At 68.5% G+C, this 15,905-nt stretch carries 6 protein-coding genes; all 6 read left to right on the top strand.

Going from position 1 to position 15,905, the window contains the following annotated elements:
• A partial coding sequence (tkt, locus tag R2910_13040) for a transketolase (protein ID MEZ4413907.1) occupies window positions 1-1,823 on the top strand: 1,823 nt, incomplete at its 5' end.
• Between the two features lie 9 nt (window positions 1,824-1,832).
• Window positions 1,833-2,852 (top strand): decarboxylating 6-phosphogluconate dehydrogenase, encoded by a 1,020-nt coding sequence (gene gnd, locus R2910_13035; GenBank protein MEZ4413906.1) that lies wholly within the window; start codon window positions 1,833-1,835, stop codon window positions 2,850-2,852.
• Window positions 2,849-4,213: a glucose-6-phosphate dehydrogenase gene (gene zwf / locus R2910_13030; GenBank protein ID MEZ4413905.1), complete on the top strand. Its 1,365-nt coding sequence runs from the start codon at window positions 2,849-2,851 to the stop codon at window positions 4,211-4,213. Before gnd ends, zwf begins: the two co-directional genes overlap by 4 nt.
• Window positions 4,197-5,528 carry a glucoamylase family protein gene (locus tag R2910_13025; GenBank protein ID MEZ4413904.1) on the top strand — a complete coding sequence of 444 codons (1,332 nt, stop codon included), beginning with the start codon at window positions 4,197-4,199 and terminating at the stop codon, window positions 5,526-5,528. Before zwf ends, R2910_13025 begins: the two co-directional genes overlap by 17 nt.
• On the top strand, window positions 5,518-7,173 hold the full coding sequence (gene pgm / locus R2910_13020; protein MEZ4413903.1) for a phosphoglucomutase (alpha-D-glucose-1,6-bisphosphate-dependent): 1,656 nt from the start codon (window positions 5,518-5,520) through the stop codon (window positions 7,171-7,173). Before R2910_13025 ends, pgm begins: the two co-directional genes overlap by 11 nt.
• Window positions 7,174-7,176: 3 nt before the next feature.
• Entirely contained in the window at window positions 7,177-15,903 is an 8,727-nt protein-coding gene (locus tag R2910_13015) for a glucoamylase family protein (protein MEZ4413902.1), read from the top strand.
• Window positions 15,904-15,905 lie beyond the last annotated feature (2 nt).

Raw genomic sequence — 15,905 nt, 5'->3', positions numbered from 1 at the left:
CCATCGAGGACCTGAAACAGTTCCGTCGGTGGGGCAGCCGAACGCCGGGCCACCCCGAACGGGGCCACACCGCCGGTGTCGAGGTGACCACCGGACCGCTCGGTCAGGGCTTCGCGAATGCCGTCGGGCTGGCGATGACGGAGCGCTGGCTCGCCGCCACCTACAACCGCCCGGATCACCCGCTGGTCGATCATCACACGTACGTGCTGGCGAGCGACGGCGACCTGATGGAGGGAGTCGCCGCGGAGGCCGCCTCGCTTGCCGGGGATCTCCGCCTTGGCCGGCTGATCGTGCTCTACGACGCCAACCGGATCACGCTCTCGGCCACGACCAATGTCACCTTCCGTGAGGATGTGGGCGCGCGGTTCGAGGCCTGTGGCTGGCAGGTGCAGCACATCGACGGGATGGATGTGGCCGCCGTGGACGCGGCGCTGGCTGCCGCCCGCGCCGATGAAGCTCGCCCCTCCCTCATCGTCGCGCGGACGCATATCGGCTTCGGGAGTCCACACAAGCAGGACACCTTTCACGCCCACGGGGAGCCGCTCGGAGTGGAGGAGGTTCGGCTGACCAAGGAGGCCTATGGCTGGCCCCCGGAACCGGCCTTTTTCGTGCCGGATGAGGCAGCGCGAGCGTTCTCCGGGGTGAAGGCACGCGGAGCCGAAGCCCGGGCGGCGTGGGAGGCCTCGATGGAGCGCTTTCGCGGCGCTCACCCGGATGCCGCGGAGGAGCTCGACCGGGCGATGGCAGGCGCCCTGCCTTCGGGCTTCGACGCGGACCTGCCGGTGTTTGCGCCGGCCGACGGGCCGATGGCCACTCGCGACGCCGGGGGCAAGGCCATCACGGCGCTCGCCGCCGCCATCCCCAACCTGATCGGCGGATCCGCCGATCTCGATCCCTCCACCCGGACCATGCTTGCGGGCATGGGCGATTTTCAGTGTCCCGACACGCCGGAGGCAGGGCAGACACCGCCGACGCAGGGGTCTGCCGGCGGCGTCTGGAGCTACGCCGGCCGCAACGTCCATTTCGGCATCCGGGAACACGCCATGACCGCCATCCTCACCGGCATGGCTCACCACGGCGGCGTGCTGCCGTACGGGGCAACCTTCCTCACCTTCGCCGACTACATGCGGCCGAGCATCCGGCTCGCGGCGCTGAGCCGGGCGCATGCCATCTATGTCTGGACCCACGATAGCATCGCGCTCGGGGAGGACGGCCCGACGCACCAGCCGGTGGAACAGATTGCCAGCCTGCGGGCGATGCCAAACCTGCTGCTGTTTCGGCCGGCCGATGCGAACGAGACCGTCGCGGCGTGGCGGCTGGCGGTACAACACCGGGACGGCCCGGTCGGCCTCATCCTGACCAGGCAGAAGCTCCCGGTCCTTGAGCGGACCGCAGCCCTGGCGCGATCTGGGGTGGCGCGGGGCGCGTATGTGCTGGCCGAGTCGGAACCGGGGCCGCCGCTGCAACTGATTCTGATCGCGACGGGGTCCGAGGTGTCGCTCGCCTTGGAGGCACATCAGCAGTTGATATCCGAAGGGGTGCGGAGTCGGGTAGTTTCCATGCCGTCATGGGAGTTGTTCGAAGCCCAGTCACCCGCGTACCGGGAATCGGTGCTGCCCGCCGCGGTGACGGCGCGGGTGAGTGTGGAGGCCGCCTCCCCGTTTGGATGGGAGCGGTACGTGGGCCCGCACGGTGCCATGGTTGCCGTACGTCAGTTCGGCGCTTCCGCCCCGGGCCCGGTGGTCATGGCCAAGTATGGATTCACAGTCGAGCACGTTGTGGCGGCCGCCCAGGCGGTGCTCGCCGACGCGCCGCGTCCATAGGAGGACGGCATGCAGATTGGGATGATCGGGCTCGGGCGCATGGGCGCCAACATGGTGCGCCGCCTGATGCGCGGCGGGCACGAGTGCGTGGTCCACGATGTGGCGCCGGAGCCGGTGCGGGCGCTGGCAAAGGAAGGGGCCATCGGCGCGGAACAACTCGACGACTTGATCTCGCAGCTGGCCACGCCGCGTGCCATCTGGCTGATGGTGCCGGCGGGGGCAGTAGACGCCACCTTGGATACGCTGCTGCCGAAGCTCTCACGCGGCGATATCGTGATTGACGGAGGTAACTCCTATTATCGCGACGACCTGGTCCGCGCCAAGCGGCTCGGTGAGAAGGGCCTGCACCATGTCGATTGCGGCACCAGCGGCGGGGTCCTCGGACTGGACCGGGGCTACTGCCTGATGATCGGAGGCGAACCGGAGGTGGTGCGCCGGCTCGACCCGATTTTTGCAACGCTGGCCCCGGGGAAGGGGACCATTGCGCCGACGCCGGGTCGCTCCGAGGGAGCCGGGACGGCCGACCAGGGCTACCTCCACTGCGGCCCCAACGGGGCGGGTCACTTCGTGAAGATGGTCCACAACGGCATTGAATACGGCGTGATGGCGGCCTATGCGGAAGGGCTCAACATCCTGAAGCATGCCAACGTGGGCAAGCGGACGGTCACCACCGACGCCGAGACGACGCCGCTGCGGGACCCGAGTGTGTACCAGTACGACCTCGACTTGCCCGAGATCGCGGAGGTGTGGCGCCGCGGCAGTGTCATCGCATCGTGGTTGCTGGACTTGACCGCGGCGGCGCTCGCGGCCGATCCGGCACTTGCCAAGTTCACCGGGCGGGTGTCCGACTCCGGCGAGGGTCGCTGGACGCTGGAGGCCGCCATCGACGAGGCGGTCCCGGCGCACGTCCTGGCGGCGGCGCTCTTCGAGCGGTTCAGCTCGCGCGGGCAGGCCGATTTCCAGGACCGGGTGCTGTCGGCGATGCGCTTCGAGTTCGGGGGCCATGTCGAAAAGGGCGCCGACTCGTGAGCACGAATCGATCGGACGCGCTGGTCTTCTTCGGGGCATCCGGCGACCTGGCGAAGAAGAAGATCTTTCCTGCGCTCTACGCACTCGCGCGCCGCGGGCGGCTCGACATGCCGGTCATCGGTGTGGCGCGCTCCGGTTGGACGCTGGACGAGTTCAAGGCCCATGCGCGCCGCAGCCTGGAGCAGCACGGACCGGTGGACGACGAGGTGTTTGCCAGTCTTGCGGCCCGTCTGCGGTATGTCGACGGCGACTATCAGGATGCCGCCACCTTCACGGCGATGAAGGAGGCCCTCGGGTCGGCGCAACGACCGCTGCACTATCTTGCCATCCCGCCGGCGATGTTCGAGGCGGTCGCGCGCGGCCTGGGCGCCTCCGGGTGCGGCACGAACGCGCGCATTGTCGTCGAAAAGCCGTTCGGACGCGACCTGGCGAGCGCCCGGGAACTCAATGCGACGATTCACACCGTCTTCGCCGAACGGGACATCTTTCGCATCGACCACTACCTGGGCAAGGGCTCGGTCCAGAACCTGCTGCTCTTCCGGTTCGCCAACACCTTCCTGGAACCGGTCTGGAACCGCAATTACATCGACAGCGTGCAGATCACGATGGCCGAGGAATTCGGCGTCGAGGGACGCGGCCGCTTCTACGAAGAGGCGGGGGCCATTCGGGACGTCGTGCAGAACCATATGCTGCAGGTGGTGGGGTTCCTGGCCATGGAGCCACCGGACCTGTCACGGGACGAAGGCATTCGGGACGAACAGGTCAAGGTGTTCCGACAGATTCGTCCGCTGGCGCCCGACTGCCTGGTGCGAGGCCAATACCGTGGGTATCGCAACGAGGCGAATGTGGCGCCGGACTCAAACGTCGAGACGTTTGCCGCGCTCCGGCTCCGGGTCGACTCGTGGCGGTGGGAAGGGGTGCCGTTCCTGATCCGGGCCGGCAAGCGACTCGCTGCCACCGCCACCGAGGTTCGGGTCTCGTTCAAGCGGCCGCCGCTACTGATGCTCGCGGACGGCGACACCAACTACGTGCGCTTTCGCCTGAGCCCCGAGGTGGTCATCGCCATCGGGGCTCGCGTGAAGGCGCCGGGTGAGGCGCTGGTCACGGAGCCGACGGAACTGGTGGTCACCCACGCCTCCAAGGACGACCTGAGCCCGTACGAGCGTCTGCTCGACGACGCGATGGACGGCGACCCGATGCTCTTCGCGCGCGAAGACAGCGTGGAGGCGGCCTGGGCGGTGGTCGAGAATGTGCTCGGGGATGTGACGCCGGCCCACCAATATGAGCCTGGCAGTTGGGGGCCCGCGGCGGCCATGTCGCTCGCCGAGGATGTCGGGGGGTGGCATGACCCTGCCGAGTAGGCCCCCGCCCGCGCACGACACGATGTTGGAGTCGGTGCAGCGGGCGGCATACAACTATTTTCTTCATGAGACGAATCCCGTCAACGGTCTGGTCGTTGACCGCACCGCCGCAAACTGGCCGGCCAGTATCGCCGCGGTCGGGTTTGGCCTCGCCTCGCACCCGGTCGGGGTGGAGCGGGGATGGATCAGCCGGGCTGCGGCGGTCGATCTCACGCTCGCCACCCTTCGGTTCTTTCGGAACAGCAAGCAGGGTGTGTCGCCCGAGGCGACCGGCTACAAGGGTTTCTACTACCATTTCCTCCAGATGCAGACCGGCGCCCGGGCATGGAAGTGCGAACTCTCCACCATGGACACCGCGCTGCTGCTTGCCGGCATCCTGACGGCAGCGGCGTATTTTGATGGCCCGTCGGCGCCGGAGCGGGAGATCAGGGCGCTCGCCGAGGAGCTCTATGCGCGGGTGGACTGGACCTGGGCTCTTGACGGAGGCTCAACCCTCAGTCAAGGATGGACTCCCGAACGAGGGTTCCTTCGAAGCCGGTGGACGGGCTACAACGAGGGGCTGGTGCTCTACCTCCTCGGGCTCGGATCCCCCACCCATCCGTTGCCGACCGAGAGCTATCCCGCCTGGACACCCACCTACCGGTGGAAGCGGCTCTATGGCGTGGAGCACCTGTTCGCCGGGCCGCTCTTCATCCACCAGATGTCGTATTGCTGGATCGATAGCCGCGGCGTCCAGGACGAATTCATGCGGTCGCACGGGATCGACTATTTCGAAAACAGCCGCAGGGCAACGCTGGTGCAACAGGCGTACGCCATGCGCAATCCGCGAAACTTCGAGGGGTATGGCGAGTTCTGTTGGGGGCTGAGCGCCAGCGACGGCCCGGGGCCCACCGTTCGCCAGGTCGGTGGCAGCACGCGGCGGTTCCTTGACTACGCCGCCCGGGGCGCGCCGTTCGGACCCGACGATGGCACCATCGCGCCCTGGGCGGCGGTGGCTTCACTCCCCTTTGCCCCGGAGATCGTGCTGCCGACCATTGAAGCGTTCACGCGCCATCCTCGCCTGGGGCATCCGCGGTACGGCTTCCGGGCCACCTTCAATCCGACCTTTCCCGACCCCGGTGGCTCCTCTGGCGGTTGGGTGTCGCCGTACCACTATGGCATCAACCAGGGACCGATCGTGATGATGATCGAAAACCATCGGTCCGGCTTGATCTGGCAACTGATGCGCGCGTCGCCCTACCTGGTGTCCGGCTTGCGACGGGCCGCATTCACCGGGGGGTGGCTATCTCGGGAGACCCCGCACCATGACCATTGATCCGCGCGCCGGGAAGCCGGCCACGGCGGCCATGCTGGTCGACGTGCCGCGGCTGATGACGGCCTATTACACGCGCCAACCTGATCTGGACATCCCCACAGAGCGCGTGGCGTTTGGGACGTCGGGGCACCGCGGTTCGTCGCTCGACACGGCGTTCAACGAGTCGCACATCCTGGCGATCACCCAGGCCATCTGTGACTACCGCCGGGGGCAGGGGATCGACGGCCCACTGGTCCTGGGGGCCGATACGCATGCGCTGTCGGCGTCGGCGTGGGCGAGTGCCCTCGAGGTGCTGGCCGCCAACGGGGTCGAGGTGCGGATCGACGCGCAGCACGGTTACACCCCGACGCCCGTGGTCTCGCACGCAGTCCTGGTGCACAATCGCGCCCGGCCCGCCGCGCGGGCGGACGGGATCGTCATCACACCGTCACACAATCCCCCGCGCGACGGTGGCTTCAAGTACAACCCTCCCCATGGCGGGCCAGCCGAGACCGCCATCACCGGCTGGATCGAGGATCGCGCCAACGCCCTGCTGGCGGACAGGAACGCGCAAGTCAAGCGCGTGCCGTTCGCCCGGGCGCAACACGCCAGCACCACCCGGCTGCATGACTTTATGGCTGCCTATGTGCCGGACCTGGCCAATGTGGTGGACATGGAGGCGGTGACGCATTCCGGTCTCCGCCTCGGCGTCGATCCACTGGGCGGTGCCGGTGTCGCGTACTGGGGCCGGATCGCGGAACACTTCGGCTTGCCGCTGACCGTGGTGAGCGATGAGGTGGATCCAACCTTCCGCTTCATGACGGTGGACTGGGACGGGCAGATCCGCATGGATCCCTCCTCGTCCTATGCCATGCAGCGCCTCCTCCACATGAAGGACCGGTTCGACGTGGCGTGGGCGTGCGACACCGACCACGATCGGCACGGCATTGTCACCGCCTCGGCGGGGCTGCTGAACCCCAACCACTACCTGTCCGCCGCCATCGCATACCTGTTCGCGCACCGGCCGTCGTGGCCGGCGTCGGCCGGGATTGGCAAGACGCTGGTGAGTACCAGCATGATCGACCGCGTGGCGACGCGACTTGGCCGGCCCCTGGTCGAGGTTCCGGTCGGGTTCAAGTGGTTTGTTCCGGGACTGACGGACGGTACGCTCGCGTTCGGCGGAGAGGAAAGCGCCGGCGCGTCGCTGCTGCGCCGCGACGGGTCGGTATGGACGACGGACAAGGATGGCATCGCGCTCGGGCTTCTGGCCGCGGAGATGACCGCCGTCACCGGACGGGACCCCGGTGCGCTCTACGAGGAACTGACCCGCGACTTCGGCGACTTTGCCTACCAGCGGATCGATGCCCCGGCCACGGCGGCGGAACGGAGCACGTTGCGAAAGCTGACTACAGAGCAGCTCACCGACACGACCCTCGCGGACGACGCGATCACCGCCAGGCTGACGACCGCGCCGGGCAACGGTGCGCCGATCGGCGGGGTCAAGGTGGTCACCGCGCGGGGGTGGTTCGCCGTTCGCCCGTCGGGCACGGAGGATGTCTACAAGCTGTATGCCGAGAGCTTCGCCGGGCCGGATCATCTGGCGCGTATCCAGGCGGATGCGGCTGACATCGTTCGGCGCCTGCTGGGCGCCGGTGGGGGCAGCTGACCGGTGAATATCGCACTCCCCTTCACGACGAGGCGGCGCGACGCGGTCGAACCCCCGATCCGCGCCGATCTGTTCGGCATTGAACGGCTGGAGCAGCATGCGGAGAGCCTTGCGGCGGCGCAGGGCGTCATCAAGGGTGTGGCGTCCGGGCGGTCGTTGCTCTCCCGCGTGGATGACAATGCGCGCGTGCTGCGCGAATCGAACCGTGCCATCGCGGCAGCCCTCAAGGCGGACAAGTGGATCACGCCCGCCGCCGAATGGCTGGTGGACAACTTCTACGTCACCGCCGAGCAGCTCCGCCAGATCCGGAGCGACCTCTCCGTCGGCTTCTATCGCGGATTGCCCAAGTTGGCGGACGGCCCGTTTGCCGGCTATCCCCGCGTCTATGGCGTGGCGTGGGCCTTTGTGGCGCACACCGACAGCCGGATGGATCCGGAAATGCTCCGCCGCTTCGTGCTGGCCTACCAGCGGGTCCAGCCCCTGACCATTGGCGAGCTGTGGGCGGTCCCGATCGTGTTGCGCGTGGTCCTGATCGAAAACCTGCGACGACTCTCGGATGCCATGAGCAGCAGCCGGGCCGCCCAGCAGCAGGCGCAACAACTCGCCGAGGCGCTGCTCAGTCCGGAGGAGAGTGACGAGGCGGCGCTCGCGCTGAAGCGCATGACCGCTGACCGTCGCCGATTGTCGCCGAGCTTCGTGGTCGAGCTGCTCCAGCGGTTGCGGAACTACGACCCCGGGCTCACGCCGGGGCTCGCCTTTCTGCAGCGGCGCCTGGCGGCCCAGGGCACAACCCCGGCGGAGATCACCCTGCAGGAGCACCAGCGGGAGGCGGCCACCACCGTCACGGTGCGCAACGTCATCACGAGCATGCGGTTGATTGCCGCGCTCGACTGGACCGAGTTCTTCGAGAGCGTCAGTCTCGTCGATCGGGCGCTGCGGGCCAGCAGTGACTACGCCGCGATGGATTTTGCGAGCCGGGACGACTATCGGCATGCGATTGAAGCGCTCGCACGCGGCTCGGAGCGGCCAGAACTCGAAGTTGCCCAGGCGGCGCTGCAGCACGCCGAGGCGGCGCACGGTGATTCAGCCGACCCGGCCGATGGTTCGGAGGCCCGGATTCGGGATGCCGGCTACTACCTGATCGGGCGAGGGCGGATTGCGTTTGAACAGAGTATCGGATTCCGCCCCAGCCTTCGACTTCGCCTCGGCCGCAGGTTCATCAACGCGGCGACGCTGGGGTTCTTTGGAACACTGCTGTTGTTCACCGCGCTTGTGTTGGCCGGCCCCATCGCACTCGACGCCATGGCCGGGCTGTCACCCACCGGCTTGCTCGTGCTCGGATTGCTGGCGCTCATCCCCGCCTCGGATCTCGCGGTCGCGCTGCTCAATCGCGAGATCACGACCGTCGTCACACCGCGGCTCCTGCCCCGATTCGAGTGGCCGGCCGGCGTGCCGGCGGACTGCCGCACGATGGTGGTGGTGCCGACCCTCCTGACCGGGCTCGACGACGTCGAGGAACAGGTCGAGCGGCTCGAAGTCCACTTCCTCGGCAACGCCGACGGCGACGTGCGATTTGCCCTGCTCTCCGACTGGTCGGATGCACCGACCGAGCATCGTCCCGACGACGAGCCTATCCTGGCGGCGGCCCTCGCCGGTGTGGCGGCCCTGAACAAGCGGCACGGGCCGGCGGTCGGCGGCGGGGCGCGCTTCTTCGTCTTCCATCGTGCGCGCCAATGGAATGAGAGCGAAGGCGTCTGGATGGGATGGGAACGGAAGCGAGGGAAGCTGCACGAACTGAACCGGCTCCTGCGCGGGGCGGTCGACACCAGTTTCTTTGCGCTGCCGGAAGGTGTGGAGGTGCCCACGGGAGTGCGCTACGTCCTGACCCTCGACTCCGACACCCGGCTTCCCGGCGGCAGCGTCCGGCGCCTGGTCGGTACCATGGCGCATCCGCTCAACCGGCCCCGACTCGACCCGGTCACCAGGTGCGTCGTCGAGGGATACGGTGTCCTGCAACCACGCGTGACCCCGACGCTGCCGGGCCGGGCTGGATCCCTGTTCCAGCGGATGTCGTCGGTCTCGGCCGGGATCGACCCGTACTCGGCGGCGGTGTCGGACGTGTATCAGGACCTGTTCGGGGAGGGCTCCTACACCGGCAAGGGGATCTACGACGTTGACGCGTTCGAAGCGGCCCTCGCGGGGCGCGTGCCGGAGAACGCCCTGCTGAGCCACGACCTGTTCGAAGGTCTCTTCGCTCGAGCGGGCCTGGTCACCGACATCGAGCTCTTCGAGGCGGCGCCTTCCAACTACCTCACCGCGACCGGACGGCAACATCGCTGGGCCCGGGGAGACTGGCAACTCCTTCCGTGGATCCTGCGCCATCCCTTCTCCAAGGTCGGGCGCTGGAAGATGCTCGACAATCTCCGGCGCACGCTCTCCATGCCCCTGGCGTTCCTGACGCTCCTGGCCGCGTGGGGATGGCCCGCGTCCCGGCCGGACGTCTGGACGGGCTTCATCCTCGCCGTGCTCGCCATCCCCACCTTTCTTCCGGTCTTTGGTGGTCTGCTGCCCAGGGTGCCGGGCATCTCCAAGCGGATGCACCTCCGGGCCGTGGGCCGGGACATCCGGTCGGCCGTCGCACAGTTTGCCTTTACCGTCACGATGATCGCGCATCAGGCGTGGGTGATGACCGATGCCATTGTGCGGACGCTCGTGCGGCTCTACATCACCGGCCGGCACCTGCTCGAATGGAAGGCGATGGCCACGGTTGCTCCGCGAACCCCGGTGACGAGACCGGCGTTCCATCGGGCGATGGCGGGCGGGCTGGTGCTGGCCGCCGTCGCAGCCGTTGCCGTGGCCACACACCCCGCCGCCTGGCTCGTGGCGACCCCCGTCATCGCGCTCTGGGCCCTGGCCCCCTCCATCGCCTTCGCCGTCAGCCGTCCGATCCCCAGCAGTCGCACCGCCGCGCTCCCGCCGGAGGACGTACGGCTGCTCCGCCGGATTGCCAGGCGCACCTGGAGCTACTTCACGACGTTCGTGACGCCGGAGAGTCGCGCCCTCCCGCCTGACAATTTCCAGGAAGACCCGGACCCGGTGATCGCGGAGCGAACCTCGCCGACCAATGTCGGCCTCTACCTCCTCACCGCCGTGTCGGCGCGGGACTTCGGGTGGATCGGCACCCTCGACCTGGCCGACCGCCTCGAGGCCACACTCCGGACGGTGGCCGGCTTGGAGAAATTCCGCGGCCACCTTTTCAACTGGTACGACACCAGCAACGGGCAGCCGCTGGAGCCGCGGTACGTGTCCTCGGTGGACAGCGGCAACCTGGCCGGTGCCCTGCTCACGTTGAGTCAGGCCTGCTGGGAGATCCTTGATCAGCCGATTCTCCTCCACGCCGGGATGGAAGGCGTCGAGGACGCAGCCGACCTGCTGCGGGAAGCGGTGCTGGCTTCGGCAAGGGGGGGCGCGAATGACGCGGCCAACCGCGAACGGATGCTGGAGGCGCTCGACGTGGTGGTGCGCCTCGCCGCCCAGCGGCCGGCCACGCCGACGGAATGGGCGGCGCGGCTGGCGGAGCTCGACGCGGCGTCGACCTCGGCGGCCAGCCTGGCCCGGGACGCGGGGAGCAAGGCGACTGAGCCCTCGGCGTCCACCCTCCACTCGGGGGCGGAGGCCCTGCGGCGGGCGGTCGAGACCCTGGCCCGGGACCTCGACGGGCTGATGCCCTGGGCTCGGCTCCGGCCGCCCCCGGCGCTGGCGCCGATCATGGCGACGTTGGGCACGCCAATGACGCTGCGGGAGCTGCCGAAGCGGTGCGAGGGGGTGGTCCACGATCTCGTGGCGCGGCAGACTCAGGTCCCCGAGGGGGGAGAGCCCGCCGCGGCCCAGCGGGCCGCCGATGCCCTGCTGGGCACCCTCGAACGCTCGGCGGCGGCTGGCTCCGCGCTGGCGCAGCGCCTCGCCCGGCTGGCGGAGGAGGCGCGGCGGCTCGTCACCGAGATGGAGTTTGGCTTCCTTTTCGACCCCGTCCGGATGCTGTTCTCGATCGGCTACCGGATGTCGGATGGCAGCCTTGATTCGGGCCGCTACGATCTCCTCGCGTCCGAGGCGCGCCTGCTGAGTTTCGTCGCCATCGCCAAGGGCGAGGTGCCGGTCAAGCACTGGTTTCGATTGGGGCGTCCCCTGGCACCGGTCGGCAAGAATGCTGTCCTGCTGTCATGGTCGGGCTCAATGTTCGAGTACCTGATGCCGCGCCTGCTTATGCGTGCGCCACCGGAAAGCCTCCTGGATCAGACCGCCACCCTCATGCTCCAGCGCCAAATCGCGTACGGCGCAGAGCGTGGCGTCCCCTGGGGGGTCTCAGAATCCGGCTACTTCGCCCGCGACCTGGGGATGACCTTCCAGTATTCCAACTTCGGGGTGCCCGGGCTGGGGCTTCGGCGCGGGCTGGCGGATGATCTTGTCATTGCGCCGTACGCCACCGGGCTGGCCACGATGATCGACCCGATCGCGGCGGCGCGGAACTTCCGGGCGCTCCTCGACGCCGGCGCGGGCGGGCGGTACGGGTTCGTTGAGGCGCTGGACTACACGCCCGCGCGTCTCCCGGCTGACACGACCAAGGGCGTGGTCACGATGTACATGGCGCATCACCAGGGGATGCTGATCGTCGCCATCGGGAACCTGCTGCACCACGGCGGGATGCGCACCCGCTTCCACACCGAGCCCATGGTGCAGGCGAGCGAGCTGCTGCTCCAGGAACGGATGCCGCGGGACGTGGCGGTGGTGCGGCCCCAGGTGGCCCCGGCCGCGGCCCTCGGCGACATCCGTGAGCTGGTGCCGCCCAACACCCGCCACTTCACCACCCCGCACGGCGCCACGCCGCGGGTGCACCTGCTGTCCAACGGGCGCTACGCCGTGATGCTGACCGCGGCCGGCTCAGGCTTCAGCCGGTGGCACGACCTGGCGATCACCCGGTGGCGCGAGGACGTCACCAGCGACGACACGGGGGCGTACTTCTACCTCCGCGACGTGAACAGTGGGGAGCGGTGGTCGGCGGGATACCAGCCGAGCGGGGAGGAGCCGGACAGTTACGACGTGTCGTTCGCGGAGGACCGTGCCGAGTTCGTCCGCCGGGACGGGACCCTCGAGACGCGGCTCGAGGTCATCGTGTCATCCGAAGATGACGCCGAAGTGCGCCGGGTGTCGATCACGAACCACGCAGCGCGCGCGCGGGAGATCGAGGTGACCTCCTACGCCGAGGTCGTCCTCGCGCCTCCGGCGGCGGACGCCGGTCACCCTGCCTTCTCGAATCTCTTCGTCCAGACCGAGTGCGTCCCGGAACGGAATACCCTCCTCGCGACCCGCCGACCCCGGGCGCCCGAGGACCCGACCGTCTGGCTGGCCCACGTGCTCGCGGTGGAAGGGGAGACGGTCGGCAAGGTGGAATGGGAAACCGACCGGCGACAGTTCCTCGGCCGGGGGCGCGGCGTGCACGCGCCGTTGGTGGAATGGGAGGCCTCCCCGCTGTCGGACACCACCGGGCCGGTGCTCGATCCGATCGTGAGTCTGCGCCGCCGGGTTCGGCTGCCCCCAGGCAAGACGGTGCGACTGGTCTTCTCGACGCTGGTGGACGCCACCCGCGAGGGTGTGCTGGAACTCGCCGAGAAGTACAACGACGTCACCATCTTCGAGCGGGCGGCGACCATGGCCTGGACGCGGGCAATGGTGCAGCTGCACCATCTCGGCATCGGGCCCGACGAGGCGCAGCTCTTCCAGTCGGTGGCGAGCGCGCTTCTCTATGTCGACCGTGCCTCCCGCGCCCCCAGCGAAGTGATCGCGCGGCAATGCGAGGGGGTGGGTGCCCTCTGGACCCACGGAATTTCGGGCGACCTCCCGATTGTGCTGGTACAGATCGACGAGGCCGACGACGTCGGCATCGTCCGGCAGTTGCTGCGCGCCCATGAGTACTGGCGGATGAAGGGACTCGCGGTCGATCTCGTCATCCTGAACGATCGTGCGCCGTCGTACGTGCAGGATCTGCAGACCCTGCTCGACACCCTCGTGCGCGTCGCCTCGACGATGCCACGCAAGGACGGCCAGGAGGCGCTGGGGCGCGTGTATACCCTCCGGGCAGACCACGTCACGCCGGGGCAACGCGACGTGCTGGAGAGTGTGGCCCGCGTCTTCCTGTCCAGCCAAGACGGCACCCTCGCCGCGCAGGTGGCGCGGGTGCTGTTGCCCGACGCCTCGGCGATGATTCCCCCTCCGCGCCTCACGGAGGCGCCCGCCGTCGAGGCCGACGGGGTGATCGACGAAACGGCGCTGGAGTATTTCAACGGACTCGGCGGCTTCGACAAGGACGGACGCGAGTACCGGACGGTGTTGCGGCCCGGGCGATGGACCCCGGCGCCGTGGGTCAATGTGCTCGCCAACGCAGAATTCGGATGCCTGGTCTCGGAGGCGGGTGCCGGGTGCAGCTGGTCGGTCAACAGCCAGGCGAACCGAATCACCCCCTGGGCAAATGACCCGGTCAGCGACCCGCCGAGCGAGATGTTCTATATCCGGGACGAGGAGTCGGGCGACGTGTGGAGCCCGACGCCGTTGCCGATGCGTGAGCCGGGCAGCGCGTTCGACGTCCGCCATGGCAGGGGGTTCACCCGGTTCGCGTGCGAAGCTCACGATGTGAAGATGGAACTGGTGCACTTCGTACCGCAACACGATCCGCTCAAGGTGGCGCGCCTGGTCCTGGTGAACAATTCGCAAGACACCCGGCGGCTCTCGGCCACGGCCTATCTCGACTGGGTGCTGGGGACCACGCGGGGCGACGCCGCCCCATATATCATCACGGAAATGGACGGCACCACCGGAGCGATGTTCGCCCGCAACCCCTGGAACGGCGACTTCAGCACCCGCATCGCCTTCGCCGACCTGGCGGGGAAACAGGTCCGGTGGACGGCGGATCGTACCGAGTTCCTCGGCCGGAACGGCACGCCGGCCCGACCGGCCGCGCTCGTGCGGCGGGAGGCGCTTTCTGGCCGGAGCGGCGCTGCCCTCGATCCCTGCTGCGTGCTGCAACAGGAGGTGGTGCTGGCACCGGGCGAACGCGCGGAAGTGGTCCTGCTCCTGGGGGAGACCGAGACGCGTGAGCAGGCCCGCGAACTGATTGCCCGCTACCGGACCGCCGACCTGGACGCCAGCCTGAACGCGGTGACCGGCCAGTGGGACGACATCCTGTCCACGGTGCAGGTCAAGACGCCCGACCGGTCGCTGGACCTCCTGCTCAACGGCTGGTTGCTCTACCAGACGCTGGCCTGCCGCGTCTGGGGGCGGACTGCCCTCTATCAATCGAGCGGCGCCTATGGCTTCCGCGATCAGCTGCAGGACGTCATGGCACTCATGGTGTCGAGGAGCGATCTGGCGCGGGCGCACCTCCTCAAGAGCGCGGGGCGGCAGTTCGTTGAGGGAGATGTCCAGCATTGGTGGCACGAGCCAAGCGGGCGGGGAATCCGGACCCGGATGACCGATGACCTTCTGTGGCTCCCCTACGTGGTGGGACACTACCTCGAGGTTACCGCCGACCGCGGGGTCCTGGAAGAGCGCATTCCCTTCCTGGCGGGACAGGTGCTGGCGGACGGGCAGCTGGAGTCCTACTTCGAGCCTCGCGTGTCGGAGGAGGAGGGCACGTTGTACGAACACTGCGCCCGCGCCATCGACCGGAGCCTGGAGGTGGGACAGCACGGCCTGCCGCTGATGGGTACCGGCGACTGGAACGACGGGATGAACCGCGTCGGTGCGGGCGGTAAGGGGGAGAGCGTCTGGCTGGCCTGGTTCCTGGCCTCGGTTCTCAAGACCTGGATTCCCCTTGCGAGAGCGCAGGGTGAATCCACGCGTGTTCAGGCGTGGAGCCAGCGTCTGGCGTCCCTCACGGAGGCGGTGCGAGAGGCTGGCTGGGACGGTCAATGGTTCCGGCGGGCGTACTTCGATGATGGGACACCGCTGGGCTCAAGCACCAATGACGAATGCCGCATCGACTCGATCGCCCAGTCATGGAGCGTCATATCGGGCGTGGCCGACCCGGCACAGGCCCGCCAGGCGATGGCCTCGCTCGACGAGAGGCTGGTGCGGCGCAAGGACGCGATCTTGCTGCTCCTGGAGCCACCGTTCGACGACGGCCCGATGGAGCCTGGCTACATCAAGGGCTACCTGCCGGGAGTGCGCGAGAACGGCGGGCAGTACACCCATGCCGCGGCCTGGGCCGTCATCGCGTTCGCGATGCAGGGTGACGGGGACAAGGCCGCGGAACTGCTGGCGATCCTCAACCCCATCAACCACACCGCCACGCCAGCCGGCGTCGATCGCTACCAGGTCGAGCCCTACGTGCTGGCCGGCGACGTATATGCGGAGACCCCGCACATCGGGCGCGGCGGGTGGACCTGGTACAGCGGGTCGGCGGGGTGGGTGTACCGGGCCGGTCTCGAGTGGCTCCTTGGCTTCCGCCTGCACGCCGACCGCCTGCTGCTCGACCCGTGTATTCCTGCCGTCTGGCCGACGTACTCCATGACGTACCGCCGCGGTACCACCCACTATGACATCGTCGTGGAGAATCCGCGCGGCGCCGGGCGCGGCGTTACAACGCTCGAACTCGATGGCGTGTCGCTGGACGTCCAGGACGGGGTCCCGCTCACCGATGACCATCAACGCCACCAGGTTCGGGTGGTGCTCGGTTAGGT

This window comes from Gemmatimonadales bacterium (assembly GCA_041390145.1).
In the GTDB taxonomy this organism is placed as follows: Bacteria; Gemmatimonadota; Gemmatimonadetes; order Gemmatimonadales; family GWC2-71-9; genus SPDF01.
Note: the sequence above shows the minus strand (reverse complement) of the source record. Positions and strands in the feature narration are given on the sequence as shown.